Below are 24,169 nucleotides of genomic sequence, written 5' to 3'. Positions count from 1 at the left end.
AATGAGAGTAGAGCGGGCGAAGGATCCGGTGCTGCTCTCATTTTTCGTGTTCATTCGGGAGCTGAATATTAAAGACCATTCAGCCATTTTTAAAGCACACTCGCTGGGTTTTAAAATGCACTCAGCCATTTTTAAAGCACATTCGCTGGATCTTAACATGCATTCGTCGGCGCTTAACATGCACTCATGGAGTTTTAATCGCCATCTGGTTTTATTCTTACTTCATGGAGTCAGTACCCGCACCTTCAATTATCCGGCTTCTTTTTGCCTGAAGATTGCGTATACTGATAGTATGCCTGAAAATGGCATTATGTAAGAAAGCGAGTGAATTGATTGCAATGAAACCCATCATCGGAATTACATCACATGTCGAAATGGATTATAAGCACACGTTATCGAATGACTACATCCAGGCAATTATTCAGGCGGGCGGCATTCCGGTCATCCTGCCGATCGGCACGGATGCGGATGTTGCAAAGCTGGCTGACCGGATTGACGGCTTGCTTGTGACCGGCGGCGGCGACATCGACCCAACGCTGTTCGGAGAGGAGCCGCTGCAGGGGCTCGGCATGATTTCACCCGGGCGGGACAGCTTTGAGATGCTGATCGTTGAAAAGATGCTCGCGGCGGATAAGCCGATCCTCGCCATCTGCAGGGGCATCCAGATCATGAATATCACAGTCGGCGGGGATATGTACCAGGACATCTATTCCCAGATCGACGGGAAGTTGCTGCAGCACCAGCAGAATGCGGTGCGGGCCCATCTCGCGCATTTTGTGGACGCAGTACCCGGCAGCCTGCTTGCAAGTATAGCCGGCACAGAGCGTTTCAAAGTGAATACATATCATCATCAGGCCGTCCGGAATGTGCCGGAACCACTGAAAGTGACAGGCACAGCGTCCGATGGCATCATTGAAGCGATTGAAAGCACGTCACATAAATTCGTGCTCGGCGTGCAATGGCATCCGGAACCGCTGGCGGCGGCCGGGGAAGAAGTCTCCCGGCGGATATTCAAAAAATTCGTGGCAAGCTGCGAATAGGAGGGGAAAAGGATGAATATTATTGATCTGCACTGCGATGCATTGCTAAAACTATATGACGGCAAAGGGCGACTGGCCTACCGCGATGCCGGAGAACTTCAGGCGAATCTCGTTCGCCTCGAGGCTGGCGGCGTGCTCGTCCAGTGTTTCGCCATCTTTATTGAACCGAACATGAAAGCGGAAGAGAAGTTCCAGGCGGCGCTCGATCAGGTGCATTATTTCTACACGGAAGTGCTGGGGAAAAATCCGGAGATGAAGCACATCAGGGAATGGAGCGACTACGCGCAATTGAAAGACGGGGAAGTCGGAGCCATGTTGACGCTTGAAGGCGTGGATGCGATCGGCAATGATCTCCACAAACTGAGTATCCTGCACCAGCTCGGCGTACGGTCTGTCGGCCTGACATGGAATAACGCCAATCTGGCAGCGGACGGAGCCGGTGAACCTCGGGGCGGCGGACTGACGCTCTTCGGAAAGGAAGTCGTCGGGTTTCTGAATGCCAACCGCATGCTGACGGATGTATCGCACCTGAGTGAGAAAGCGTTCTGGGATGTGGCGGAGCTTGCAGATTATCCTTTTGCGAGCCATTCGAACGCCCGGGCGATATGCGATCACCCGCGCAACCTGTATGATGAGCAGGCAAAAGCGCTGTTCAATAAAGGCGGTGTCATTCACGTGGTGTTCTGTCCGCCGTTCGTCAAAAAAGACGGCAATGCCACAATCGATGACCTGATCCGCCACATCGACCATTTGTGCAGCCTCGGCGGCAGGAAACAGATCGGCTTCGGGTCGGATTTTGACGGCATCGGCACATTCGTCAACGATCTTGAAGACGCGTCAAAATACCCGAATCTGATCAATGAATTACAGAAACGGTATTCGGAAGAGGATGTAAAAGGGTTTGCGTCTCAGAATTTCCTAAACTATATCAGCCGAAACTTTGACTGATTTTATATGTAAATATATTCCTCAGTATGCATAGAAGATACCCGCCTGTTTTTCGGACAGGCGGGTTTTTTATCAATAGACCAGCAGAAATGACAGAATGAAGCTCACCAGGCAATAAGCGAATCCTGCGCCAATAAGAAGGACAGGGGAGAAAGTCCTGCGTTGAAAGCCAGGTGCAGACCGGCCGCTCCGTCCTTCAGCTTCACGTATAATATGCTCCCGTTTATTGAGAGCCGAAAAGAACGTCTGCCAGCTGCGGGTAAATGCGCTAAAAAAGCCGCCATTCAATACAGCAAGCGCTCCGCCGGCCATAAGCAGGAGCAGACCCGAGGCAAAAAGAAGATCAAGCCATTGCATAAAACCGAACGGATCAGCGAGCAGCCGGCCGAAACCGAAGAGCAGCGGCAGAGACAATATCCAAAACATAACCGGCTTCATGTTAGTGCTTCACTCCCGTCATCGGACTTGATTAAATTGTACCACAAATCAAAATTTTTGAAAATTTAGTATTGCCTATAAAAGGTGGATACAGTAAACTGATATCAGCACAAACACTTCATAATTATACATACTAGGGGGAAGTTCATGAGACAGAAAAAATTATTGCCTCTCGTTGCATTGAATGTGACATTTGCGGCGGCGCTGGCAGGCTGTAACTTCAGCGATACCGCTGAACCGGCACCTGCAACCACCGATTCCGGCGAAAAAAGCGAGGAAACAGCTGCGCAAGTGCTGAATCTGAGCGTGGGCGGGGATATTCCGACACTCGATTCCACACAGGCACATGATGGCATTGCGTTTGATGCATTGAATAACAATAATGAAGGTCTCTACCGCCAGGATGATAACAATTTGCCGGCACTCGCCGTTGCTGAAGAACATAAAGTGAGCGACGATGGAATTGTACATACCTTTACATTGAAAGACACAGTCTGGAGCAACGGTGATCCTGTCACAGCACATGACTTCGAGTACGCCTGGAAACGAGTGTTCGAAACAGCGGCGCCTTACAGCTTCATGTTCGTGACGGCCGGTGTGAAAAATGCGGAAGCGATTCTTAATGAAGAAGCTGAAGCGGATACGCTTGGTGTAAAAGCAATTGATGACAAAACACTGGAAGTGACACTCGAAGCACCGAATGGTCTGTTTGAAACATTGCTGACATTCCCGACGTTCCTTCCGCAGAACCAGGCGTTTGTGGAAGAGCAGGGCGATCAGTATGCGCTCGAAGCTGAGAACGTCCTGTCCAACGGGCCGTTCATCCTGACGGACTGGCAGCAGGAACAGGGCTGGACATTTGCGAAAAACGAAGATTACTGGGATGCGGAAGCAGTCCAGCTGGATGAAGTGAATGTTCACGTCGTGAAAGATTCGACAACAGCAGCCAATCTCTACGAAGCAGGCGATATTGACCGTGTAGCACTTTCGGCTTCTTACGTGGATCAGTATAAGGACAGCGAAGAATTCACAATCAGCCAGCAGTCAGGAATCATTTTCCTGCGCTTCAACCATAACCATCCGGCTCTTGGAAATGAAAACATCCGGAAAGCGGTGAACCTGGCAATCGACCGCCAAGGGCTGACGGATGTCATCCTGAAAGACGGATCGACTCCACTCTATGGTGCTGTGCCTGGCGGTTTCTATGAATCGCCGGAAGGCAAGGATTTCCGGGAATTGAACGGGGACTTCAACAAAGGTACTGCCGAGGAAGCGCAGGAATTGTTTGCGAAAGGACTGGAAGAGATCGGCCAGGATTCCGTGAACGTTTCGATCAACATCGCTGATGACGAATCTGCGAAGAAAACGGCAGAGTATTTGCAGGCACAGCTTCAGGAAAACCTGCCGGGCTTCACCCTCGATATCAAAGCCGTTCCGTTCGCACAGCGTCTTGAAATCGAAAAAGCGATTGAATACGATCTTTCCCTGTCGAGCTGGGGCCCTGACTACAGCGACCCGATGACATACCTCGATATGTGGCTGAAAGACGGCTCTGCGAACCGCATGGATTATCATAATCCTAAGCTGGATCAGCTCGTTGCAGACGCGCGGGTGGAAACAGACAAGAGCAAGCGCTATGAAATGCTGCTTGAACTTGAGCGGATTCTCCTTGAAGAGGATGCAGCCATTGCACCGCTGTATCAGAGCGGAGAAGCGATCCTGCAGCGCGGCAAAGTTAAAAATCTTGTGTCGCATCCAAGCGGTGCGGAATTCTCGTATAAATCAGCATACATTGAAGAATAATCATCCGGTACAGACAGACCAAGCATGACCCGTATTATAAGAACTTAAGGGTAGGTGTGCCTTCTGGTGCATCCTGCCCTTTTATAAGTTCCACCCCAATTTGAAAACGAGGTGTTCAGATGAAAGGCTACCTTCTGCAGCGGTTGATGTATATGCTGATCACACTCTTTATCGTGGTTACCGTCACATTCTTCCTGATCAAGTTTCTTCCGGGGACGCCGTATTCCAATCCCGAAAAGCTGACGGAGCAGCAGCTCGCCATACTGAATGCGAAGTATGGACTCGATCAGCCGCTTGCCATGCAGTACCTCCGCTATTTAGGCAATCTCATCCAAGGCGACCTCGGCATGTCGTTCCAGTACGAAGGGCGCAGCGTCTTCAGCATGATCAGCGAACGGATCGGTCCGTCGGCGCTCATCGGGTTCCAGGCACTCATCTTCGGTTCGCTTATCGGTCTGGTGCTTGGCATTATCTCGGCGATGCGGCACAATTCCATCCTTGATTATGGTTCCGTTACGCTTGCTGTCATTGGCATGTCGATTCCATCCTTCGTGTTCGCAGCACTTCTTCAATATTACGTAGGCGTCAAATGGGCACTTCTCCCGCCGGCATTATGGGAAAATTACCTGTCGACCATCCTGCCGTCCTTCGCGCTGTCGGTTGCCGTCATTGCGACGATCGCCCGCTTCATCCGAAGTGAGATGCTTGAAGTGCTCGGCCAGGATTATGTCGTGACGGCCCGGGCAAAAGGAGTCAGGGAATCGCGGATCGTCTGGAAACACATTGTCCGCAACGCATTGATTCCGGTCGTGACCATCATCGGGCCGCTCGCAGTCAGCATCATGACCGGCACACTCGTCATCGAGAAAATTTTCGGCGTGCCGGGACTCGGAGAGCAGTTTACATTATCGATTCTCGTGCTCGATTATTCCGTTGTCATGGGCATTACGCTGTTTTACAGCGCGCTGTTCATTGTCGTCGTCTTTATCGTGGATATTCTGTACGGCATTCTGGATCCGCGCATCACACTCGGCAAGGAGGGGAAAGCGTGAAAAAAGCAGCACTTCATCCTGATCCGCTCGGTCCGGTACCTGAACAGGCAGACCGGCTGCCGCTTGAAGCTGTTCCGACTGAAATCACCGACGATTTATTCGTAAGCGATCCGTTCGATGCAAATAAGGCGGACGAAATCACGGCGCCATCCGTCTCGTTCGGTCAGGAGGCCTTCCAGCGGCTCTTGAAAAATAAGGGAGCAGTCCTTTCAGCTATTGCATTGATCATTATTTCCGTAATGGCCATCATCGGCCCGTCGATGAACGGCTTTACCTATGATGCGCAGAACATTACGCATACGAATCTCCCGCCGAAAGTCGCGGGACTTGAGTGGCTCGGCTTCAACGGAACCGATGTCAACGGCGTTGATCAATATGCGGAACGGAGCATCACGACGAATTACTGGTTTGGAACAGACGAATTCGGACGGGACTTGTGGACGCGTGTCTGGAAAGGAACGCAAATCTCTTTGTTCATCGCTGTTGTCGCAGCAGGGCTTGATCTCATCATCGGAATTCTGTACGGCGGCTTATCCGCTTTTTATGGCGGACGCATCGATTCGATGATGCAACGGGTCATCGAAATTCTCGTCGGCATCCCGAACCTGATCGTCATCATCATGTTCATCCTGATTCTTGAACCGGGCATTACATCGATCATCCTTGCAATGGTCATCACCGGCTGGGTCGGCATGGCGCGGATCGTCCGGGGGCAGATCCTCCAGCTGCGCGGCCAGGAATTCGTTCTGGCATCCCGCACGCTCGGTGCTTCGAACCGGCGACTGATCTTCAAGCATCTATTGCCGAATACGATGGGACCGATCATCGTCACTGTCATGTTCACAATTCCGTCCGCCATCTTTTTCGAGGCATTCCTGAGCTTCATCGGCCTTGGCCTGCAGGCGCCGCTTGCGTCGCTCGGCGTGCTGATCGAAGACGGCTATCAGGCGATGCGGTTCTTTTCGTACAAACTGTGGATTCCGGCGATCATCATCAGCGCCATCATGATCAGCTTCAACCTGCTCGGTGACGGGCTCCGCGATGCGCTTGATCCGAAAATGAGAAAATAGGAGGGATGTATATGTCAGAACCGATCCTGTCCGTGAATGATCTGCATGTTTCATTCGTCCGAGATAAAAAAGAAGTGAAGACCGTCCGCGGCGTAGAATTTACGTTGAATGAAGGCGAGACATTGGCGATCGTCGGGGAATCGGGCTCCGGAAAATCCGTGACAGCGAAAAGCATCATGGGGCTTTTGCCAAAGCGCAATACACGCATTCCACAAGGTGAGATCCTGTACGCGGGCCGTGATTTGGTAAAAGCGCCGGAACGCGACATGCAGCGCATCCGCGGCTCGGAAATCTCCATGGTGTTTCAGGATCCGATGACTTCACTGAATCCGACGATGAAAGTCGGCCAGCAAATCATGGAAGGCTTGCGCGAACACGAAAGCATCTCGAAAAAAGACGCCCGGGCAAAAGCCGTGGAAATGCTGAAGCTTGTCGGCATTCCGGAAGCGGAACGCCGGATGGATATGTATCCGCACCAATTCTCCGGCGGCATGCGGCAGCGCGTCGTCATCGCGATGGCGCTCGTCTGCAAACCGAAAGTGCTGATCGCGGATGAACCGACGACCGCTCTCGACGTGACAATCCAGGCGCAGATCCTCGAACTTATGCAGGACCTGCAGCAGAAAACCGGCACCGCCATCATCCTCATTACCCATGACCTTGGCGTTGTGGCGAATATGGCGGACAAAGTAGCCGTCATGTATGCCGGTGAAATCGTCGAACAGGGGACGGTCGATGAAATCTTCTACAGTCCGCAGCATCCGTACACGCTCGGTCTGCTGAAATCGATGCCGAACCTCGAAGTCGGCCGGGGGGACACCCTCATCCCGATTCCCGGCTCGCCGCCGAACCTGGCTCATCTCGGTGCCGGCTGTCCGTTCGCCGCCCGCTGTCCGCATGCCATGAAAGTATGCCGGCATTTCACACCGGAGCGCGTCGTGAAATCGGATTCGCACAAGGTCGCCTGCTGGCTGCAGGACGCAAAAACACCGGCAGAGCTGACGATCGCCGGTAAAATCAGTTGATGAGAAGACATCCATCCGGGAACGGGTGGGTGTTTTTTTGTTGGGGGGGATCTGTGTCGCTGGTGCATTGTTGGTGTGCTGATAGCTTATTGACTTTTGGTGTATGATTTTGACTTTTTGGGAAGTGAATGCGTAATAAGGAGGCTTGAGTGAAGGATAAAAATCGGTGAGTGCAGTTTAAAATAAGTTGAATGAAGATTAAAGGGAGTTGAGTGCATTTTAAAATTACTTGAGTGCATGTTAAGGAGGTAGATCCATAGGCGTTGCTGGATTCTTCTTGACGTGCTGGTGATTTATTGATATCCGGTGTGTGGCTTTAATTTTTTGGGATGGAATGCGTGATAAGGCGGTTTGAGTGAATAATAAAAATCGGTGAGTGTGTTTTAAAATCCATTGAATGAAGATTAAAGGAAGCGGAGTGCGTGTTAAAATCAGTTAAGTGCGTGTTAAGCCAGCATGCGCCACGAAAAGGCTTAACCAGGAAAAATTTACTGGCATTCTGGTTGTGATTTTGCTTTCAAAATAGATTGGATCCGTGTATAGCTGGCCGAGTTCACTTCAAGCCAAAGACCAGTCACAATAAGCTGATACATAATTGAGTCAAAAAAAGGAGGATGACGTATGTGCAGAGGGAAGGAAAATAATGAACTGGATGCCGAGCTGGAGGCTTGGTGCAACAAGGAAAACGTCCCCGGGATGGCTTTAATTGCTATGCAAAACGGTGAACGGATTTTCGAGAAATACGCAGGCTTCCGGAATGTCGAGCAGCGGCTGCCTGTGACGCCGGATACGGTGTTCGGCGTGGCTTCCATCACGAAATCACTGACGGCGCTCGCCATCATGCAGCTTGTCGACGAGAACAAATTGGCTGTTGAAGATCCGGTTGTGAAATGGCTGCCTGAGTTTCGACTGCCTGACCAGGCACACGACACCGCCATCACGATCCACCATTTATTGACGCACACGAGCGGCTTGCCCGGAATGGAGGCGGTGCACCGGGCGCGGGCGGTGAGTATCATCGAGGACCCGGACGGCGCCGAGCTATTCGACAATCCGGCGCCGCTTGAAAAGGTGTTGACGGTTGAAACGGTGGAAGATGTGATGGACGTAGTGGCCGATACAGAATTCCGGCTGCTCGCACCGCCGGGGGAACTGTTCAATTATTCGAATGAAGGCTATGCACTGCTGCAGGAAATCATCGAGCGGGCAGGCGGCAAACCCTACATAGCATATGTGCAGGAACGTATTTTGAATCCGCTAGGCATGGATCGGTCTGTATTCCGCACAGAAGAGTTACAGACAATGACGGATGTGACGGAATTGTATGCATACCGAAAGAAACGGGAGGTGTTTCATTCGCCGGCATGGTGGGATGTCGGGCGGATTTATTCGAATGGGTCTTTGAAAGCCTCCGCTGCGGATCTTGTGAAGTATGCTGAACTGTTCCGGCGCAGCGGTTTGGCGGGAAGTGAACGGATCATATCAGAAGCAGGGATGCGCCGGATGACGGCTCCCCATGTATGGCTGCCGACCGGCGCGGCATACGGCTACGGCCTGCAGATCGATCCGGAACCGGAATTTCGGCTGTTCGGCCATGGCGGCAGCATTAAAGGGGTGTCTTCTCATATGAAGATCGCACCCGAAGCCGGCATGACGCTCGTCGTCCTCATGAATATCGCAGATGCGCCGGCCGGGGATATCGCGATGCGGACGCTGCGCCGGCTGCTCGGTTTGCCGGATGCCGGGCCGCCACCAGAAGACGTGCTGGAATCGGAGCGGCTCGAAATGTATGCCGGCCGCTATGAATCAGCTGAAGGGCAGCGGGCGGAAGTGACGCTGCAGGAAGGAACACTCCGGGTGCAAGCCGGGCAGGAAAGTTATCCCCTCCGGCCATATGACGAGCATGGATTTGTGACGCCGGGCGGGGATCGGCTGAAGTTTCTGACGGATGACCGGGGGGACATAACGGCTCTGTTCAAAGGCGTGCGGGTGCTTCCGAAGATAACACAGGATTGTCATGGAAAAATGGAGCGGAAAACTGTAAGATAGATTATTGGAGACATTACACAACTTTGGAGGTACGGCGAGTGGCATTTCAATTGCATGAAAAGTTCAGACTGTTTACGTTAAATTCCAATGAGAAACTGACTGCGGAGATCGCAGAGCTGCTGAATTGCGAAATCGGCAAAACCTCTGTATCCAGATTCAGCGACGGCGAAATTCAAATTAATATTCAGGAAAGTGTGCGGGGCTGCGAAGTCTATGTTGTTCAGTCCACATCCCAGCCTGGAAATGAACATATCATGGAACTCCTGATCATGATCGATGCACTGAAACGGGCGTCGGCGAAAGTCATTAACGTTGTCATCCCTTATTACGGCTATGCCCGACAGGACCGGAAAGCGCGTTCCCGGGAACCGATCACCGCAAAACTCGTGGCCAATCTCCTGGAAACAGCGGGAGCGGACCGGATCATCACGATGGACCTGCATGCCGCCCAGATTCAAGGCTTCTTTGACATCCCGGTGGATCAGCTGATCGGCATTCCGATCTTATTTGATTACTTCAAGAAAAAAGAACTCGAAGACATCATCGTTGTCGCACCTGACAGCGGCGGGCTGGTCAGAGCACGGAAGCTTGCAAGCCGGCTCAATGCGCCGATCGCTTTCATCGACAAGCGCCGGCCGAAGCCGAATGAAGCGCAAGTCATGAACATTGTCGGGGAAATTGAAGGGAAAAATGCCATCATCATCGATGATTTGATCGATACGGCAGGAACCATCACATTGGCTGCGAATGCCTTAGTCGGAAAAGGGGCCAAAACGGTCTATGCCTGCTGTACCCATCCGGTGCTGTCCGGTCCGGCAATCGGGCGAATCGAGGGATCGGCGATCAAGGAACTCGTCATCACCAATACAATTGAACTGCCAAAGGAAAAGCAGATTGATAAAATCACAACCTTGTCTGTTGCTCCGCTGCTTGCAGATGCCATCGACCGCGTCCATAATCAGAAACCGGTCAGCCCATTGTTCGAGTAATAATTAAATCTTATTTGCCAAAAACTCATTTGAAAAAATGGGTTTTTTGGTTTCTACTGTATAAAATCGGCTGATAAATATTAATATTGTTATGACAACAATGCAGACAGAATCAAACAGAGAAAAAGGGGTGCGCGGACTTGAGTTCAACTGAATTGTGGCGGGCAGTACTGGGGAGAGCTGGGACGTCCGGTTATAAAATTCATATAGGGCCGAAAATCAATATCAAATCCAAATGGTTCTAGGTAAGTATGGTAGAGGAGACATTTTTCGTTGATATTGCACAGTCGCATATGCCGAGCGTCAAATTGATGTAGGTCCGGCGGCTTTTCTTCAAGGGTTTTGATTATGTGTATGGCTGTTATGTGCGTCATCGGAGGAATGTGCAGAGGACCAAACGGGAAGTGGCGAAGAATTCCAAGAACATGACATACATCGTTGCGATGATCGAAGAAGTGGTAAAGAATACGCAAGAAGCGCTTTTGTGATAATTAATGAGTTATCTGCATAGAAAATCTATATAAGTTTCGTGGGAACAAGTGAGGTTAAAGACGGCATTTACTTCAAAGTTGATACAGAATAAGATTATAGATTTGAGAACAGCCAGCGAAAACGATTCGCCGGGCTGTTTTTGCTGATTCAAGAAATTTGTTTCTGATAAAAATTATTTCTTTAATGCATTCTCTGTGACTTCTTTTACATATTTCATCGTCTGTCGATGCGCTTCTTCAATGGAATAATACCCGCGATTATTCAGAAAATTAGTAAACATACCAAGCCATACTAAGTTAGTCAACTCATTCAGTTCTTCCGCGGCTTCGCTTTTCAGCAGTCCCGCTTTGACGAGTGGGATGACCGAGTACCGGCCTCTGTTAAACAAATTACGGTCCATGAGAATGGCTTGAAGATCTTGAGGAACCGTTATCAAGTCAGCCGGATACATCTCGTAATAATGCTGGAGGAGTGCCTGCGGATGCTCGCCAAGGTCCATCAAAAAAATCGCTTTAAAAACTTCAGGCTGTTTGAATGAATACTCACAAAAATACTCCCATGCGACATAATACTTCTCCAAAGGATCTTCCAAATTATCCATAGCTGAAGTAACAGTAGCCAAATAGGGCTTATACAACCTTAAAGAAGCAAAAAACAAGAGATGTGACAATTCATTAAAATAGCTGTAAATAGTAGCGCTGTTATATCCTGCTCGGTCAGCAACCTTGCGGATCGTCACCTTCTGCATACCTTCTTCTCTGATCAATTCTTCTGTTGCATCTATAAAAAAGTTCCACATTCTTCTTTTTTTAATTTCCTTTTTTTCCATTAGAACAGTCACCACCTTCCTTATCAAACCACATTTTCAAAAAAAGTTGAAGCTTCACTTCCCTAATGATACGATAAAATGAAGAAAAAATAATCATGATTAAAAATTAATCATGATTAAAAGGGGGAAGAACGATGGAAAAGGCAAAAGTTGATCCGTTGGTATTCTGGCTTTCACTCGTGGTCATCGTAATCGCAACGCTCGCACTTGTAATTTTTCAGGAATCAGCAGGACCTTTTTTGAGCGATATGTTGACAGGAATCACTTATAACTTGGACTGGGCTTTTCAATTTCTCACAATCGGTTTATTTATATTATTAGTCTGGCTTATCTTCAGCAGATATGGAAAGGTGAAATTGGGTGAGAAAGCGCCGGAGTTTTCAACTTTCAGCTGGGGAGCGATGCTCTTCTGTGCAGGAATGGGAACAAGCATCATGTTCTGGTCAATGATGGAACCGATTTACTACTATATGGGCCCGCCCTTCGGGATTGAAGCCAATAGTAATACCGCAGCCGAATGGGCTGTCACTTATGGTCTTTTCCACTGGGGAATTTCAGCGTGGTGTCTTTACGCATTGCCGACTGTGACAATCGCCTACTCATTTTTTGTCAAGAAAAACCATTCATTGAAAATCAGTACGGCTTGCCGCGGAATCCTAGGTAAACATGCGGATGGCTTCCTTGGCCAAGTCATTGATATTCTCGTCATTTGGAGTCTGGTCGGCGGACTCGGAACATCTCTTGGACTCGGTGTGCCGATGGTGTCTGCAGTCATCGGGGAGATTTTCGGAGTCGGGCAGTCGATGACATTAAGTATCGTCATCATTGTCATTTGGGTGGTCATTTACAGTGCCAGTGCTTATATGGGACTTTACAAGGGTATCCGCCGATTGAGCGATTTCAACATTTATCTCGCGCTTGCACTCGCGGCGTTTGTCTTGATCGCTGGTCCCACTTTATTTATCCTTACGTATTTCACAAACAGTTTCGGACTGATGATTCAAAACTTTGCAATGATGAGTTTCTACACAGACCCAATCAATCAAGGAGGTTTTCCACAGGCTTGGACGGTCTTCTACTGGGCATGGTTCGCCGCGACGGCGCCATTTATGGGACTTTTCGTTGCCCGAATTTCAAGAGGAAGAACGATCCGTGAATTGATCACCCATGTTCTCTTGTGGGGCTCGGTCGGCAGCTGGCTATATTTCACAATCTTCGGCGGATATACGATGAACCTGCAGCTGACAGGAGAACTGAATGTCACGGATATTCTCAATGCTTCCGGGGGACCGGCCGCAATTGTGGCAATCCTGCAAACCCTTCCTTTTGATGCGATCGTCTTGCCGTTCTTTGTCGTCCTCGGTTTTATCTTCCTGGCGACTTCGCTTGACTCAGCGACATATATTTTATCTGCCATCGCCACAAAAGAACTTGAGGGTGATCAGGAACCGGCACGCTGGCATCGTCTCTTATGGGGAGCAATATTGGCCGCACTTGCAATTTCATTGCTGTTGATCGGCGGGCTGAACGTCATTCAGACGTCCTCCGTTATCGTGTCAGTCCCGGTCATTGTCATTTATGTATTATTGACGGTTTCGTTACTGAAATGGCTAAAAGAGGACTACCCGGCACCAGTCACAGATGTACTGGTCAGAAAGGAGAATGAGTAATGGTTTTTAATGTTCGTGAGAGTACGCGTACAGTACGAAAAGATTTTCCTTACGAAGTAGAAGTGACGGATCATGTATGGATTCCGATGTCTGACGGGACGAGACTGTCAGCTAAAATTTGGCTCCCTGAGAACACTCTGGAGACACCGGTACCGGCTATCCTGGAATATATACCATACCGGAAAAACGAATTCACGGCATTGCGCGACTCCCTCCGGCACCCATACTTTGCGGGACACGGCTACGCCAGTATCCGTGTTGATCTGAGAGGAAGCGGGGACTCAGAAGGTATTCTCTATGACGAGTATTTAAAGCAGGAGCAGGATGATGCGCTCGAAGTGCTAGACTGGATTTCAAAACAGCCATGGTCGATAGGTTCAGTCGGCATGATCGGGAAATCATGGGGTGGGTTCAACGGACTGCAGGTAGCTGCGCGCCAGCACCCTTCACTCAAAGCGATCATCACACTTTGTTCGACAGATGACCGCTATGCGGACGATGTGCATTACAAGGGAGGCAGCCTGCTCGCTTCCGATATGCTGTGGTGGGCATCGACAATGCACGTATATAATGCCCGGCCGGCGGACCCTGAACACGTGGGGGACAGCTGGCGGGAAAACTGGCTCCACCGGCTTCGGGAGACACCGCCGTTCATAGAGGAATGGATGCGCCATCAGCGTAGAGATGATTACTGGAAACACGGGTCCGTCTGCGAAGATTACAGTGCAGTCCGAGTTCCGGTTTACGCGGTCGGCGGATGGGCTGACGGCTACACGAATGCGATTTTCCGTCTCCTGGAGAATCTGCAGGGACCGAAAAAAGGGCTGATCGGCCCTTGGGCGCATGAATACCCGGAAATGGCCGTACCTGGTCCGCAAATTGGCTTTTTACAGGAATGCCTCCGATGGTGGGATCAATGGCTCAAGGAAGAAGAGACAGGGATCATGGAAGAACCGGAAGTCCGATTCTGGATGCAGGAAGCGGTGCCGCCGCAAACTCATTACGATTATCGGCCAGGAAAATGGATGGCTGAAGAGAAGTGGCCATCGCCGAATGTGCAGAACGAAATATATTATTTTGGGGAAAACATCTTGGAAAACACTCCTACAGAAGGGATAGAACGCCTCAAGGAGAATCAGCAACATGGCTTGTATGCAGGCGTCTTCTGTCCATTCGGTCAGGAAGGAGACATGCCTTCTGACCAGAATATTGAAAATGCTCTTTCCACCACTTTTGCAGGACCCGAGTTGCAGCAGGATATATCTATCTATGGATTTCCAACCATTCAACTGAAATTGATCAGTGACAAAAAACGTGCGCAGCTTGCGGTCCGGCTAAGTGACCTGGCGCCTGAAGGAACATCCAAACTGATTACATGGGGGCAGCTTAACTTAACTCACCGCAAGAGTCACGAGCATCCTGAAGATGTGCCGGTTAATGAGGAATTTGAGGTGGAGATCGAACTTGACGCTATCGCCTATCGGCTTCCAAAGGGCCACAAGCTACAGGTTTCCATTGCGCCCACGTACTGGCCGCATATGTGGCCATCTCCGGAAGAGGCATCGATTGACCTTGTGAAATGCGCCGAGTCCCGTCTGCTCTTGCCTCTTTACACGGAACCGGATAAGATGGCAGCAGTCACGCCGTTTAAACAGGCGGAAACAGCAGAAGTTTTGGATCGGGAGGTTTTAAGGGAAGCAGGACGGCTCAGGGAAATTCACCATAATACGGTTACTGGAGAATGGATTCTGGACGACTATTCCGACGAAGGCGCCCGTCGGCTTCCTTCCAACGGAGTGGAATATGGAAGTACGAACCGGAATATTTACAAAATTACAGAAGGAGATCCGCTTTCAGCTTCAATCCGGTGTGAATGGACACTGACGCTCGGAAGAGGTGACTGGCAGACTCGGATTGAATCCATCAGTACGATGAAGTCTGATGAAAAGAATTTCTATATAACCAGTCACTTAAAGGCTTTTGAAGGCGAAGAAGAAGTCCATGATGATTTCCGAACTTTCGAGGTTGAACGTGATTATCTTTAAGATCATAGGGAAGCCAAGCAAATTGCTTGGCTTCTTTTTACTGCGCCGAGCGGGAGCGGAATTCGCTGTGCTCGCTACGAATACACCGCATATCGTTATAGCGGCCATTCCGCTTATCAGCAGCGTGGAAGCGGCGCATGACGAAGCACAGTAGCTCGAGCTCAAAAAGTCGCATTGCTCGGCACAAAATTTATGATGGAGAATGACTTTTTTAAAGAGCTACTTCAGGCAGCGGGAATCGACGTCGTGATGCCAGACCAAGTGAAGCAGCATTACTTACACGGAAAAACCTTATCGGAGCTGGAAAAGGGAATCGTGGAACCGGAAACGAAAAAATAATTCATCGAAATTTTCAAATAATTGATTTAAGAAGAAAAGGCGAAGACAAGCAGATCGATAAAATCACAACTTTGTCTGTTGCTCCGCTGCTTGCAGATGCCATCGACCGCGTCCATAATCAGAAACCGGTCAGCCCATTGTTTGAATAACTGGAAAAGTACCGTAAAAGTCCCCGTTCCTAAAAAAACGGGGGCTTTTCTGTCGTTCTATCCGGCGTGAGCCGAATACGATAAAATGAGTGAAATAGAAAAAGCGGCAGGAACGAGCGTGGTCGTTCCTGCAGGGAGGTCAGTAAATGAAGATCAGGCATATCTATTTGGAGACAGACCGGTTGAGTGAATTGAAAGCTTTTTACCGCAGCCTGTTTCCGGTCATTGAGGAAGGGAAAACCCATTTTACGCTGTTGGCAGGCGACACTGCAATGACGTTCACGCTTGCAGGCGGACACGCCTTTTATCATTTTGCATTTGGTCTGACTGAAGAAAAGTACCGGAGAACTGTACAATTGCTGGATGAGTCCATTTCCCGCCTGCAAGGCAAGAACGGAGAAGAGGAGTTCATGTCAGGACAATGGAAGAGAAAGCAAGTATATTACCGGGATCCTGCAGGAAACCTGATCGAAGTGATGCGGCATCCGGGAAGACCTGGATTGCTTGAAATCGGGCTGCCGGTCCGTAACGTCCCCGATTTCATTGAAGAAGTGACGAAGCACATCCCGACTAGCTACTCCGCTGAATCCGAAATGTTCGCTTTTTTGGGAGACGGTAACGGCGTGTTGGTTGTAACAAAAGAAGGCCGTCCGTGGTTTCCTGCCGGCATTCCAAGTGAAATTCATTCGATTATCCTTAAAATCGAAACCGGGATAGAAGAGCAGATCGGGCGCCTGTCATTCCCTGGGTTGCCGTATACCATCCTCCTGACATAAGAAATCCCTGCCGGCAGTTCCGGCAGGGATTTCATCCATCTTTTTTCATTTCTTAGCCATCGAGCTTCGCGCCGATGAATTTTAACTCCAGCATTTCGTCTGTCGCGTATTTCACGCCTTCCCGGCCGATGCCGCTTTCCTTCACGCCGCCGTACGGGTAATTGTCCTGGCGGTATGTCGAGGCATCATTGATCCACACGCCACCGCTTTCAATGCGGTCGGCGACCCGGAAGGCCCGGTCGATGTTTTTCGTGAAGACAGCTGCCTGCAGGCCATAAATGGAATCATTCGCACTTTCAACGGCTTCATCTTCCGTTTCAAACGGAATGACTGCGAGAATCGGCGCAAATACCTCGCGTTTGACGATATGCATGTCTTTCGTTACGTTCGTCAGGATGGAAGGAGCGAGCAATGCGCCGGTGCGAACACCTTTCATGACGGCGTTCGCCCCTTGCCCGATCGCATTTTCCACCCATTCTTCCGCCCGTTTCGCCTCGTCTTCTGTGATCATCGGTCCGATATCGACCGATTCATCTGCCGGATCGCCAATTTTCAAGTCACCAGCGAGCCGGACCAGCTCGTCGGTGAAATCATTGAAAATCGCCCGGTGCACATAAATGCGCTGCGCCGAGATGCAGGTCTGTCCGGAATAGCCGAATCCGCCGGCCACAATCCGCTCGGCCGCTTCTTGCCAATTGGCATCATCGAACACGATATTCGGCGAATTGGAACCGAGTTCAAGCGTGACTTTTTTGAAGCCGGCCGCTTTCTGGATGCTCTTGCCGACCGGCACGCTGCCGGTGAAGGAAATCTTCGCCACTTTGTCATGGGCAACGAGCGGCGTGCCGATCTCGGAACCCGTGCCGATGATAAGGTGCAAGGCGCTTTTCGGCATGCCGGCTTCATGCAACAGTTTCACAAGTTTATAGCCGGTCACCGGTGTCTTTTCCGCCGGCTTGAATACAATGGTATTACCCGCCGCAATCGCCGGCGCGAGCTTATGCAGCGACAGATTCAGCGGGAAATTGAACGGCGTGATGGCCCCGATGACACCGAGCGGGATCTTTTTCACGAATCCGAGCCGGTTCTCGCCGCCGACCGCAGCATCCATCGGCACAACTTCCCCGCGGATACTTTTGGCTTCTTCCGCCGCATACAGCAATAGCTGTTTCGAGCGTTCTACTTCCTTGCGCGCCTGTTTCACCGGCTTGCCGGATTCCGCCGTGATGGCCTGCTGGAATTCGTCTTCCCGTTCTGTGAGCAGATGGGCCGCTTTCCGCAGAATATCCGCCCGTTCATGCGCCGGCATTTTTTCATCGTCTGCTCGAATGCCGTGTGGCTCGCCTCGATTGCGTCATTCAGATCATCTTCAGTCGCCAGCGCGAGCGTGGCGACGGTTGATCCGTCGAACGGGTTCTTCACTTCATGTATCGTCCGGTTGTCCTCATTGCGTTCCTGTCCGTTAATGATTGATCCGATCCGCATCGCTGTTCCTCCTAACAAAGTATTTCCCCAAGCTTCTGGGTCAGTTTCACATTTTCATTGTAATCCACCTGGCAGTCGATCAGCACGGGTTTATTCAGCGCAAGCGCCTGTTCGAGCGTCTCTTTCAGCTTCGAGGAATCCGTGACCTGCAGCCCTTCGAACCCGTAAGCCTCCGCCAGTTTAATAAAATCGGGATTGCCGAATTTAATGTTCGACGCGCGTCCGAAGTCATTCAGCTGCTTCCATTCGATCAGTCCGTAGCCGCCGTCGCGCCACAGGAGAACCACGATCGGCACATTCAGCCGGACAGCGGTCTCGAGTTCCGCACCCGACATCCCGAACGCGCCATCGCCGACGACCGCAACGACATTCCGTTCAGGATGGGCCAGTTTCGCTGCAATCGCACCCGGCACGGCGACACCCATCGAAGCGAGTCCATTCGAAATGAGGCAGGTGTTCGGCTCATAGCAATGGTACATGCGCGCCATCCACATCTTGTGCGCACCGACGTCTGAAATGGCGATATCCTCCGGTCCGAGGACCGACCGCAAGTCATGAATGATTTTCTGCGGCTTCACCGGGAAATGCGCGTCATTTTCGAACTGCTTCAGTTCATCGAGCGCTTCCTGCCGGACGTCGTTGACCCAGTTATTATCCCGGGTGACGCGGTCCGCCGCCTGCGCCAGTTTCTCGAGATTCGATTCGATATTGCCGATGACGTTGAGGGCAACGGGATAATGGGCATCCGTCTCCGCTTCTTCCGTATGGACGTGGATGATCTGCGCCCGCTTGTCCGGATTCCAGCGCTCCGGCGGGTATTCGACCATATCAAAGCCGACCGCAATGATGAGATCCGCTTTCGCGAAGCCGCACGTAATGTAATCCTTGCCGCCGATGCCCGCCGTCAGCAGGCTGTGTTCATCTTCCCAGGAGACCGTCCCTTTGCCCATGAACGACTGCACCGCCGGCAGGTCCAGGACGTCGATGAATCCGCGGAGCGCATGCGCCGCCCCGCCGCGCGTCACGCCGTCGCCCGAGAGGATGAGCGGGTGTCTGGCGTCTTCGATCATGTTCACCGCTTTTGCGATCACTTCATCCTCGGCCGAAGAGTCGGAATGGCCGAGGACCGGCAGCGGTTCAGCCTCCACATCCATCGCGGCCACATCCTCCGGCAATTCCAGGTGCACCGCGCCCTGCCGTTCCCGAGTAGCCGTATGGAATGCCTTGCGCACCGCTTCCGGGATAATGTCCGGCGATTTGATCTGCGTGTTCCATTTCGTCACCGGCTCATACACCGCTTCCATATTGTAGTACTGGTGGGATTCCTTATGCTGCCGGTTGAGTCCGGCCTGGCCGGTGATGGCGATGACCGGATTGAAATCCATGTTCGCGTTCGCCACACCGGTCAGCAGGTTCGTTGCGCCGGGGCCGAGCGTCGCGAGACAGACGCCGGGCTTTCCGGTCAACCGGCCATAAGTACCGGCCATGAATGCGGCGCTCGTTTCATGCCGCGTCACGATGAACTTGATGTCCGAATCCAGCAGGGCGTCCATCACGTCCAGATTCTCCTCGCCGGGTACGCCGAAAATGTACTCAACGCCTTCCTGTTCCAGGCATTTGATCAATAGATCTGCTGCTCTCATAATCCGCCTCCTTATGTAACTGATTTTTCAGTAAAATAATAACCTTATTCTATACATAGCACTCTTGGAAGAGGCGTAAACAGATTTTGAAGGGAGTTTTTAGCCGGTGTATGAAAATGGAAGGAAAAATAGTAAGATTATTAGGACAACAATAATAAAGAGCAGTTATATATATTTCACGGTCTGTCCAAATCAGTCGCTGCTGCAAAGAAAGCTTAACACGGCCGGATTTGTGGTAAAGAAGCAGAAGGCAAACAGACAGCAAAGGAGAGAGGGCATGCAGAAACTGGGCATCATTGGAGGCACCGGACCGGAATCGACGGTCGATTATTATCAGGACATCATCCAAGGCTATCAGGAAGCGGTCGGTTCAAAAGAAGAGCTGCCGGAATTCCTTATCTACAGCATCAATATGTATAGGATTTTTGAATTGCTTGAAGCAGGCGAGACAGAAAAATTGGCCGATTACTTGGCAGAAGCGGTCAATTCCCTGCATAAAGCCGGGGCGGAATTCGCGGTGCTTGCAGCCAACACACCGCATATTGTATTCGACAGCGTGCAGGAAAAAACGGCGATTCCCCTGGTTAGTATTGTGGAAGCGGCAAGGGACCGGGCACAGGAACTGGGATTGAAGAAAGTCGCACTTCTCGGCACGAAATTCACAATGGAAAACGACTTCTTTAAAAAGCCGTTCCGCGATGCCGGTATCGAAATCACAGTGCCAAGTGAACCGCAGCAGCAGTACATACACGAGAAAACCTTGTCCGAGCTGGAAAAAGGCGTTGTGAAAAGCGAAACGAAATCCGAATTCATCCGCATTGCCCAAGAACTGATCGACTCGGAAGGCGCAGAAGGCATCATCCTTGGCTGTACCGAATTTCCGATGATTCTGAAACCCGACGATCTGCCCGTCCCGCTGCTGAATACGACGGAGATCCACGTGAAGAAGATCATTGAAGCCATGATCGCCGCGCCGCCTGGAAAGTAGCCCAGCTGCGGATTCCGGCAACTTGACGGGCAGACCCATTATTTGTCATCATTAACACAGCCGACTCGCTCGCTTACGCCATATCTTGGAGGGAAAACCAATGGCCTTTCAATTAAATGAAAAATTCAGGCTGTTCGCATTGAATTCAACGCCTGAACTGACTGCTGAAATCGCAGCGGTATTAAATTGCGAGGTCGGCAGCAGTGCAGTGACCAAATTCAGTGACGGAGAGATCCAGATCAATATTCAGGAAAGCGTCAGGGGCTGTGAAGTATATGTGGTGCAATCCACCCAGCAGCCCGGCAATGAATACATCATGGAATTGCTGATTATGATCGATGCGTTGAGAAGAGCTTCAGCAAAAACAATCAATGTCGTCATTCCGTATTACGGCTATGCCCGGCAGGACCGGAAAGCCCGGGCGCGGGAGCCGATCACAGCGAAACTCATCGCCAATCTACTGGAAGCAGCGGGTGTCGACCGCATCATCTCGGTCGACTTGCATGCAGCGCAAATTCAGGGTTTTTTCGATATTCCGGTAGATCAGCTGACCGGTATCCCGATTCTTTATGAACATTTCAGACAAAAAGAATTAGCGGACGTCGTGGTTGTTGCCCCGAACACCAGCGGACTGGTGCGGGCACGCAGGCTGGCCAGCCGGCTGAATGCGCCGATCGCCTTTGTCGATAAGCGCCGGCCGAAGCCGGACGCGCCGCAAATTGTGAATGTCGTCGGGGAAGTAAAAGGGAAAAACGCAATTATCATCGATGATCTGATCGACACCGGCGGTACAGTCACGCTGGCTTCAGCCGTTCTGATGGAACATGGCGCGGAATCGGTTTATGCATGCTGTACGCACCCTGTCCTGTCGGGACCGGCAGTCGAGTGGATCGAAGCATCCGCCATCAAAGAAATTGTCGTCACGAATACCATTGAATTGCCGGAAGAAAAAAAGTTTGAAAGGCTCACTGTTCTCTCAGTGGCGCCGCTTCTTGCGGACGCGATCAGCCGGGTGCATAACCAGCAGTCAGTCAGTGTGCTGTTTGACTGATCAGTCAGGTGGTTAAAGGAAGAGGTGCGATCGACAGAGAACTCAAGTAAACAGGACGCAAAGGAGAGGATAACATGGATGTATCACAGGCAATTAAAAACCGGAGAAGCAACGGGCTGGTCACAGATGAGCCAGTGCCGGAAGATGTGATTAAACAAGTGCTGGAAGCAGGCACCTGGGCACCGAGCCATCACCGGACGGAGCCGTGGCGCTTTTTCGTCCTGACCGGAAGCGGACGCAAGCCGCTCGGCGAAACGCTCGCGAAAATTCAGGCAGGAAAAATGGATGACCCGGAAAGCGAAACGAACCAAAAGAAACTGGAAGCGACCAAACAGAAACCGTACCGTGCGCCGGTTGTCATCGTAGCCGCCGTCGAACCGAGCGATAACCCGAAAGCGATTGAAAAAGAAGAGCACGGCGCCGTGTACGCAGCGATCCAGAACATGCTGCTCGCCGCCCACGAACTCGGGCTCGGCACATTCTGGCGGACCGGGGCACCTGCGTACGATCCGCAGATGCGTGACTTGTTTGGCCTGTCCGATAGAGGCGAAGTGCTCGGTTTCATCTACCTCGGCTATCCGAAAAAGGAAGTGCCGGAAGGAAAGCGCGTACCGGTAGAGGAAGTCACGAAATGGTTTGCGGACGAGAAAGATTTTAACGCGAATAAATAATCGAGAGCCAGCAGCCGATTGATCCGGCTGCTGGCTTTTTGTTGTGCTGTCTATCAGTTCGACGGGACTTCACAATGCTTGCCAGCCCGCTTCAGCAATCGACCGGTCTTCATGCTTTTATAGGATACACTGCTAACCCAGTCCCTATTTCCAAAGAATATGTAACTTTCTGGATGGATAACCGACTAAAACAAGGAAGAGAAAAATTTATGGAATAAAAAGTCGGGAGTACCCGGTGTTCAACGCTGTTCCCTGTTTTCGACTATCCAATCAATAAAGCGGATAAGCAGTCAGAACGAAAAAACAACTAGATTTAAAGAGTGGAGGGCCTATGAGAAAACTAACGATCGCCATATTGTTACTCGCTCTGTTTTCATTGCCTGTACAAAGCTTTGCGTTATCGTGTGAGGAACCGCCTCCGCCGGACATTGCTTACGAGGAATATGATGCAGTGATCATAGGTACAGTGGATGATATACGGGAGCGCAGCGATGAAAAGATCCTGACAATACAGGTTGAAAAAAGCTTCAAGGGTGTTAACAAAAAAATTATCGCAGTTGAAGAAGACCTCACTTGGGGAGAAAGCCAGCTGAATGCCGAGCATCTGTTTTACCTTAATAAAGAAGGTGAAGAATGGGTGCATCCGCTATGTTCGCCGACTACCTTGAATACGGGTATAGCCGATGAATTTTACGCTGATAAAGAAGAAATCGTGCTGGAGGATGTTGCTTTAGAGGATGTGAATACAGCCGGATCCTGGCCAAAAGGTGTCATTTTCCTTATCGCTGTGGCTGTGTTCTTCGCAATCATAGCCGCTGTTTTCCTGATAGTCAGAAGGCGAAAAAACTGATCGATTCATCTTGAACCGTTCGCTTTTGAAGCGGCAGCGGAAATTACAAACGCCAATCCCCCGGCTATCACAGATCCGGGGGATTGGCGTTTATCAGTGATGCAAGGCCGGGCGTTTCGGTGTGCCGGTTGTGTGTCTGCGGTCTTCCCATTTTCTGAACTGTGTTTTCATTGCCGGGATGATCCAGCGGTCGAGACCAATGCGTCCGGCGTTTATGCCTGCCACTAGGATGAAGATGGTCAGCAGCACCATCATCGGATTGGTGCTCGTGGTGCCGGAGAACATGAAAGCGAAGTTCATGATGATTCCCATCAAAGCGGCGAATGTTGTGAAAGAGCCAAGGATGAGTGCGATCCCGACGAGAAGTTCTCCCCATGGAACCAGAATATTGAAGAGGGCAACATTCGGAATGGCAACACCGCTCAGGAATTCAGCCCACCAACCCTGAACCGCCGGATGTTCACCGCCGGCAGACTGGACAGCTCCGGCAAGGAAACCGCTGGCATCGAAACCGCCGGAGACTTTGCCCCAGCCGGCGATCATCCAAGACCAGCCGAGATACAGACGGAGCATTAACAGCAAGTAAGCAGCAACCCGGTTCTCCCGCAAAAATTGAACAAACATTTCTAAAACCTTCCTTTCCTATGGTTAATTTGTTTTTTCTTCTTTTCTTAAGTTAAGCATACACCCGGGACGAACAAGGGTATGTGATAAAAATCACAATCTCGTATTTTTCCCGATTTTATCATTTCTAATGAGTAGATCCC

24 protein-coding genes and 1 pseudogene are annotated in these 24,169 nt (G+C 50.8%); 19 read left to right on the top strand and 6 right to left on the bottom strand.

All coding sequences use genetic code 11. The features are described from left to right. Position 1 precedes the first annotated feature (1 nt). Genes B0X71_RS17945 through B0X71_RS17935 form a run of 3 tightly spaced genes read left to right on the top strand, consistent with a single transcriptional unit; the run spans position 2 to position 1,988 of the window. Positions 2–316, top strand: a complete 315-nt coding sequence (locus B0X71_RS17945) for a hypothetical protein (protein WP_077590709.1) — start codon at positions 2–4, stop codon at positions 314–316. A 22-nt stretch (positions 317–338) separates the two neighbouring features. Next, on the top strand, positions 339–1,040 hold the full coding sequence (locus B0X71_RS17940; RefSeq protein WP_077591071.1) for a gamma-glutamyl-gamma-aminobutyrate hydrolase family protein: 702 nt from the start codon (positions 339–341) through the stop codon (positions 1,038–1,040). Between the two features lie 12 nt (positions 1,041–1,052). After that, a complete protein-coding gene (locus B0X71_RS17935; RefSeq protein ID WP_077590708.1) occupies positions 1,053–1,988 on the top strand; it encodes a dipeptidase in 936 nt (311 codons plus the stop codon). 72 nt (positions 1,989–2,060) lie between these two features. Here B0X71_RS17935 and B0X71_RS17930 read toward each other — a convergent pair whose 3' ends face one another. Further along, the gene (locus tag B0X71_RS17930; protein WP_077590707.1) at positions 2,061–2,426 is read right to left on the bottom strand and encodes a DUF3899 domain-containing protein; all 366 of its coding nucleotides are present in this window, start codon (positions 2,424–2,426) and stop codon (positions 2,061–2,063) included. Between the two features lie 147 nt (positions 2,427–2,573). Here B0X71_RS17930 and B0X71_RS17925 point away from each other — a divergent pair, with 147 nt between their 5' ends. The 6 genes from B0X71_RS17925 (at position 2,574) to B0X71_RS17900 (ending at position 10,414) form a co-directional block, all read left to right on the top strand. Next, entirely contained in the window at positions 2,574–4,229 is a 1,656-nt protein-coding gene (locus B0X71_RS17925) for a peptide ABC transporter substrate-binding protein (RefSeq protein ID WP_077590706.1), read from the top strand. Positions 4,230–4,348: 119 nt separating this feature from the next. Beyond that, positions 4,349–5,281: an ABC transporter permease gene (locus B0X71_RS17920; RefSeq protein WP_077590705.1), complete on the top strand. Its 933-nt coding sequence runs from the start codon at positions 4,349–4,351 to the stop codon at positions 5,279–5,281. A 56-nt stretch (positions 5,282–5,337) separates the two neighbouring features. Beyond that, positions 5,338–6,351 carry an oligopeptide ABC transporter permease gene (gene opp3C, locus B0X71_RS17915; protein WP_077591070.1) on the top strand — a complete coding sequence of 338 codons (1,014 nt, stop codon included), beginning with the start codon at positions 5,338–5,340 and terminating at the stop codon, positions 6,349–6,351. A gap of 11 nt (positions 6,352–6,362) precedes the next feature. After that, complete coding sequence (locus B0X71_RS17910; protein WP_077590704.1) at positions 6,363–7,376, top strand: ABC transporter ATP-binding protein; 1,014 nt, start codon at positions 6,363–6,365, stop codon at positions 7,374–7,376. A gap of 621 nt (positions 7,377–7,997) precedes the next feature. Next, positions 7,998–9,425 carry a serine hydrolase gene (locus B0X71_RS17905; RefSeq protein ID WP_077590703.1) on the top strand — a complete coding sequence of 476 codons (1,428 nt, stop codon included), beginning with the start codon at positions 7,998–8,000 and terminating at the stop codon, positions 9,423–9,425. Between the two features lie 38 nt (positions 9,426–9,463). After that, positions 9,464–10,414 carry a ribose-phosphate diphosphokinase gene (locus B0X71_RS17900; RefSeq protein ID WP_077590702.1) on the top strand — a complete coding sequence of 317 codons (951 nt, stop codon included), beginning with the start codon at positions 9,464–9,466 and terminating at the stop codon, positions 10,412–10,414. A 664-nt stretch (positions 10,415–11,078) separates the two neighbouring features. On the opposite strand, the gene B0X71_RS17895 is transcribed toward B0X71_RS17900, so the two are convergent. Next, a complete protein-coding gene (locus tag B0X71_RS17895) occupies positions 11,079–11,735 on the bottom strand; it encodes a TetR/AcrR family transcriptional regulator (protein WP_077590701.1) in 657 nt (218 codons plus the stop codon). Positions 11,736–11,869: 134 nt separating this feature from the next. Here B0X71_RS17895 and B0X71_RS17890 point away from each other — a divergent pair, with 134 nt between their 5' ends. The 6 genes and pseudogenes from B0X71_RS17890 to B0X71_RS17875 all read left to right on the top strand — a co-directional run bounded on the left by B0X71_RS17890 (position 11,870) and on the right by B0X71_RS17875 (position 16,714). Next, positions 11,870–13,405 (top strand): BCCT family transporter, encoded by a 1,536-nt coding sequence (locus B0X71_RS17890; protein WP_077590700.1) that lies wholly within the window; start codon positions 11,870–11,872, stop codon positions 13,403–13,405. Beyond that, entirely contained in the window at positions 13,405–15,450 is a 2,046-nt protein-coding gene (locus B0X71_RS17885; RefSeq protein WP_077590699.1) for a CocE/NonD family hydrolase, read from the top strand. Before B0X71_RS17890 ends, B0X71_RS17885 begins: the two co-directional genes overlap by 1 nt. Further along, on the top strand, positions 15,437–15,604 hold the full coding sequence (locus B0X71_RS21090; protein ID WP_156889918.1) for a hypothetical protein: 168 nt from the start codon (positions 15,437–15,439) through the stop codon (positions 15,602–15,604). Before B0X71_RS17885 ends, B0X71_RS21090 begins: the two co-directional genes overlap by 14 nt. 38 nt (positions 15,605–15,642) lie before the next feature. Next, complete coding sequence (locus B0X71_RS17880; RefSeq protein WP_156889917.1) at positions 15,643–15,789, top strand: hypothetical protein; 147 nt, start codon at positions 15,643–15,645, stop codon at positions 15,787–15,789. Positions 15,790–15,830: 41 nt separating this feature from the next. Further along, positions 15,831–15,938, top strand: a pseudogene (locus B0X71_RS21460) (ribose-phosphate pyrophosphokinase); the annotation flags it as partial. A 146-nt stretch (positions 15,939–16,084) separates the two neighbouring features. After that, positions 16,085–16,714, top strand: a complete 630-nt coding sequence (locus B0X71_RS17875) for a VOC family protein (protein ID WP_077590697.1) — start codon at positions 16,085–16,087, stop codon at positions 16,712–16,714. A 52-nt stretch (positions 16,715–16,766) separates the two neighbouring features. Here B0X71_RS17875 and B0X71_RS17870 read toward each other — a convergent pair whose 3' ends face one another. The 3 genes from B0X71_RS17870 to B0X71_RS17865 are packed head-to-tail and all read right to left on the bottom strand — an operon-like array spanning position 16,767 to position 19,842. Beyond that, positions 16,767–18,023, bottom strand: a complete 1,257-nt coding sequence (locus B0X71_RS17870; protein WP_332309457.1) for an aldehyde dehydrogenase family protein — start codon at positions 18,021–18,023, stop codon at positions 16,767–16,769. Then, positions 17,915–18,199, bottom strand: coding sequence for a hypothetical protein (locus tag B0X71_RS21700; RefSeq protein WP_332309456.1), 285 nt, complete (start codon positions 18,197–18,199; stop codon positions 17,915–17,917). The genes B0X71_RS17870 and B0X71_RS21700 overlap by 109 nt, the downstream gene beginning before the upstream one ends. Positions 18,200–18,210: 11 nt before the next feature. Then, positions 18,211–19,842: an acetolactate synthase large subunit gene (locus B0X71_RS17865; RefSeq protein ID WP_077590696.1), complete on the bottom strand. Its 1,632-nt coding sequence runs from the start codon at positions 19,840–19,842 to the stop codon at positions 18,211–18,213. 277 nt (positions 19,843–20,119) lie between these two features. Between B0X71_RS17865 and B0X71_RS17860 the strand changes: the two genes are divergently transcribed. The 4 genes from B0X71_RS17860 to B0X71_RS17845 all read left to right on the top strand — a co-directional run bounded on the left by B0X71_RS17860 (position 20,120) and on the right by B0X71_RS17845 (position 23,402). Further along, a complete protein-coding gene (locus B0X71_RS17860) occupies positions 20,120–20,830 on the top strand; it encodes an aspartate/glutamate racemase family protein (protein WP_077590695.1) in 711 nt (236 codons plus the stop codon). Positions 20,831–20,930: 100 nt separating this feature from the next. Continuing rightward, a complete protein-coding gene (locus B0X71_RS17855) occupies positions 20,931–21,881 on the top strand; it encodes a ribose-phosphate diphosphokinase (RefSeq protein WP_077590694.1) in 951 nt (316 codons plus the stop codon). A 74-nt stretch (positions 21,882–21,955) separates the two neighbouring features. Beyond that, positions 21,956–22,552 (top strand): nitroreductase family protein, encoded by a 597-nt coding sequence (locus B0X71_RS17850; RefSeq protein ID WP_077590693.1) that lies wholly within the window; start codon positions 21,956–21,958, stop codon positions 22,550–22,552. 331 nt (positions 22,553–22,883) lie between these two features. Beyond that, the gene (locus B0X71_RS17845) at positions 22,884–23,402 is read left to right on the top strand and encodes a hypothetical protein (protein WP_077590692.1); all 519 of its coding nucleotides are present in this window, start codon (positions 22,884–22,886) and stop codon (positions 23,400–23,402) included. A gap of 93 nt (positions 23,403–23,495) precedes the next feature. Here B0X71_RS17845 and B0X71_RS17840 read toward each other — a convergent pair whose 3' ends face one another. Continuing rightward, positions 23,496–24,026 carry a DoxX family protein gene (locus B0X71_RS17840; RefSeq protein ID WP_077590691.1) on the bottom strand — a complete coding sequence of 177 codons (531 nt, stop codon included), beginning with the start codon at positions 24,024–24,026 and terminating at the stop codon, positions 23,496–23,498. Between the last annotated feature and the right edge of the window lie 143 nt (positions 24,027–24,169).

The sequence above is a fragment of the Planococcus lenghuensis genome (assembly GCF_001999905.1).
GTDB classification, from domain to species: domain Bacteria; phylum Bacillota; class Bacilli; order Bacillales_A; family Planococcaceae; genus Indiicoccus; species Indiicoccus lenghuensis.
This window is presented reverse-complemented; position numbering and strand designations above follow the sequence as displayed.

Bases quoted from the DNA above. Each gene is read 5' to 3' on its own strand.
- B0X71_RS17890 (WP_077590700.1), top strand. From the start codon at position 11,870: ATGGAAAAGGCAAAAGTTGATCCGTTGGTATTCTGGCTTTCACTCGTG.
- B0X71_RS17895 (WP_077590701.1), bottom strand. From the start codon at position 11,735: ATGGAAAAAAAGGAAATTAAAAAAAGAAGAATGTGGAACTTTTTTATA.
- B0X71_RS17920 (WP_077590705.1), top strand. From the start codon at position 4,349: ATGAAAGGCTACCTTCTGCAGCGGTTGATGTATATGCTGATCACACTC.
- B0X71_RS17840 (WP_077590691.1), bottom strand. From the start codon at position 24,026: ATGTTTGTTCAATTTTTGCGGGAGAACCGGGTTGCTGCTTACTTGCTG.
- B0X71_RS17850 (WP_077590693.1), top strand. From the start codon at position 21,956: ATGGATGTATCACAGGCAATTAAAAACCGGAGAAGCAACGGGCTGGTC.
- B0X71_RS17930 (WP_077590707.1), bottom strand. From the start codon at position 2,426: ATGAAGCCGGTTATGTTTTGGATATTGTCTCTGCCGCTGCTCTTCGGT.
- B0X71_RS17880 (WP_156889917.1), top strand. From the start codon at position 15,643: ATGATGGAGAATGACTTTTTTAAAGAGCTACTTCAGGCAGCGGGAATC.
- B0X71_RS17855 (WP_077590694.1), top strand. From the start codon at position 20,931: ATGGCCTTTCAATTAAATGAAAAATTCAGGCTGTTCGCATTGAATTCA.
- B0X71_RS17935 (WP_077590708.1), top strand. From the start codon at position 1,053: ATGAATATTATTGATCTGCACTGCGATGCATTGCTAAAACTATATGAC.
- B0X71_RS17860 (WP_077590695.1), top strand. From the start codon at position 20,120: ATGCAGAAACTGGGCATCATTGGAGGCACCGGACCGGAATCGACGGTC.
- B0X71_RS17865 (WP_077590696.1), bottom strand. From the start codon at position 19,842: ATGAGAGCAGCAGATCTATTGATCAAATGCCTGGAACAGGAAGGCGTT.
- B0X71_RS17940 (WP_077591071.1), top strand. From the start codon at position 339: ATGAAACCCATCATCGGAATTACATCACATGTCGAAATGGATTATAAG.
- B0X71_RS17905 (WP_077590703.1), top strand. From the start codon at position 7,998: ATGTGCAGAGGGAAGGAAAATAATGAACTGGATGCCGAGCTGGAGGCT.
- B0X71_RS17875 (WP_077590697.1), top strand. From the start codon at position 16,085: ATGAAGATCAGGCATATCTATTTGGAGACAGACCGGTTGAGTGAATTG.
- B0X71_RS17870 (WP_332309457.1), bottom strand. From the start codon at position 18,023: ATGCCGGCGCATGAACGGGCGGATATTCTGCGGAAAGCGGCCCATCTG.
- B0X71_RS17945 (WP_077590709.1), top strand. From the start codon at position 2: ATGAGAGTAGAGCGGGCGAAGGATCCGGTGCTGCTCTCATTTTTCGTG.
- B0X71_RS17925 (WP_077590706.1), top strand. From the start codon at position 2,574: ATGAGACAGAAAAAATTATTGCCTCTCGTTGCATTGAATGTGACATTT.
- B0X71_RS17845 (WP_077590692.1), top strand. From the start codon at position 22,884: ATGAGAAAACTAACGATCGCCATATTGTTACTCGCTCTGTTTTCATTG.
- B0X71_RS17910 (WP_077590704.1), top strand. From the start codon at position 6,363: ATGTCAGAACCGATCCTGTCCGTGAATGATCTGCATGTTTCATTCGTC.
- B0X71_RS21700 (WP_332309456.1), bottom strand. From the start codon at position 18,199: ATGCGGATCGGATCAATCATTAACGGACAGGAACGCAATGAGGACAAC.
- B0X71_RS17885 (WP_077590699.1), top strand. From the start codon at position 13,405: ATGGTTTTTAATGTTCGTGAGAGTACGCGTACAGTACGAAAAGATTTT.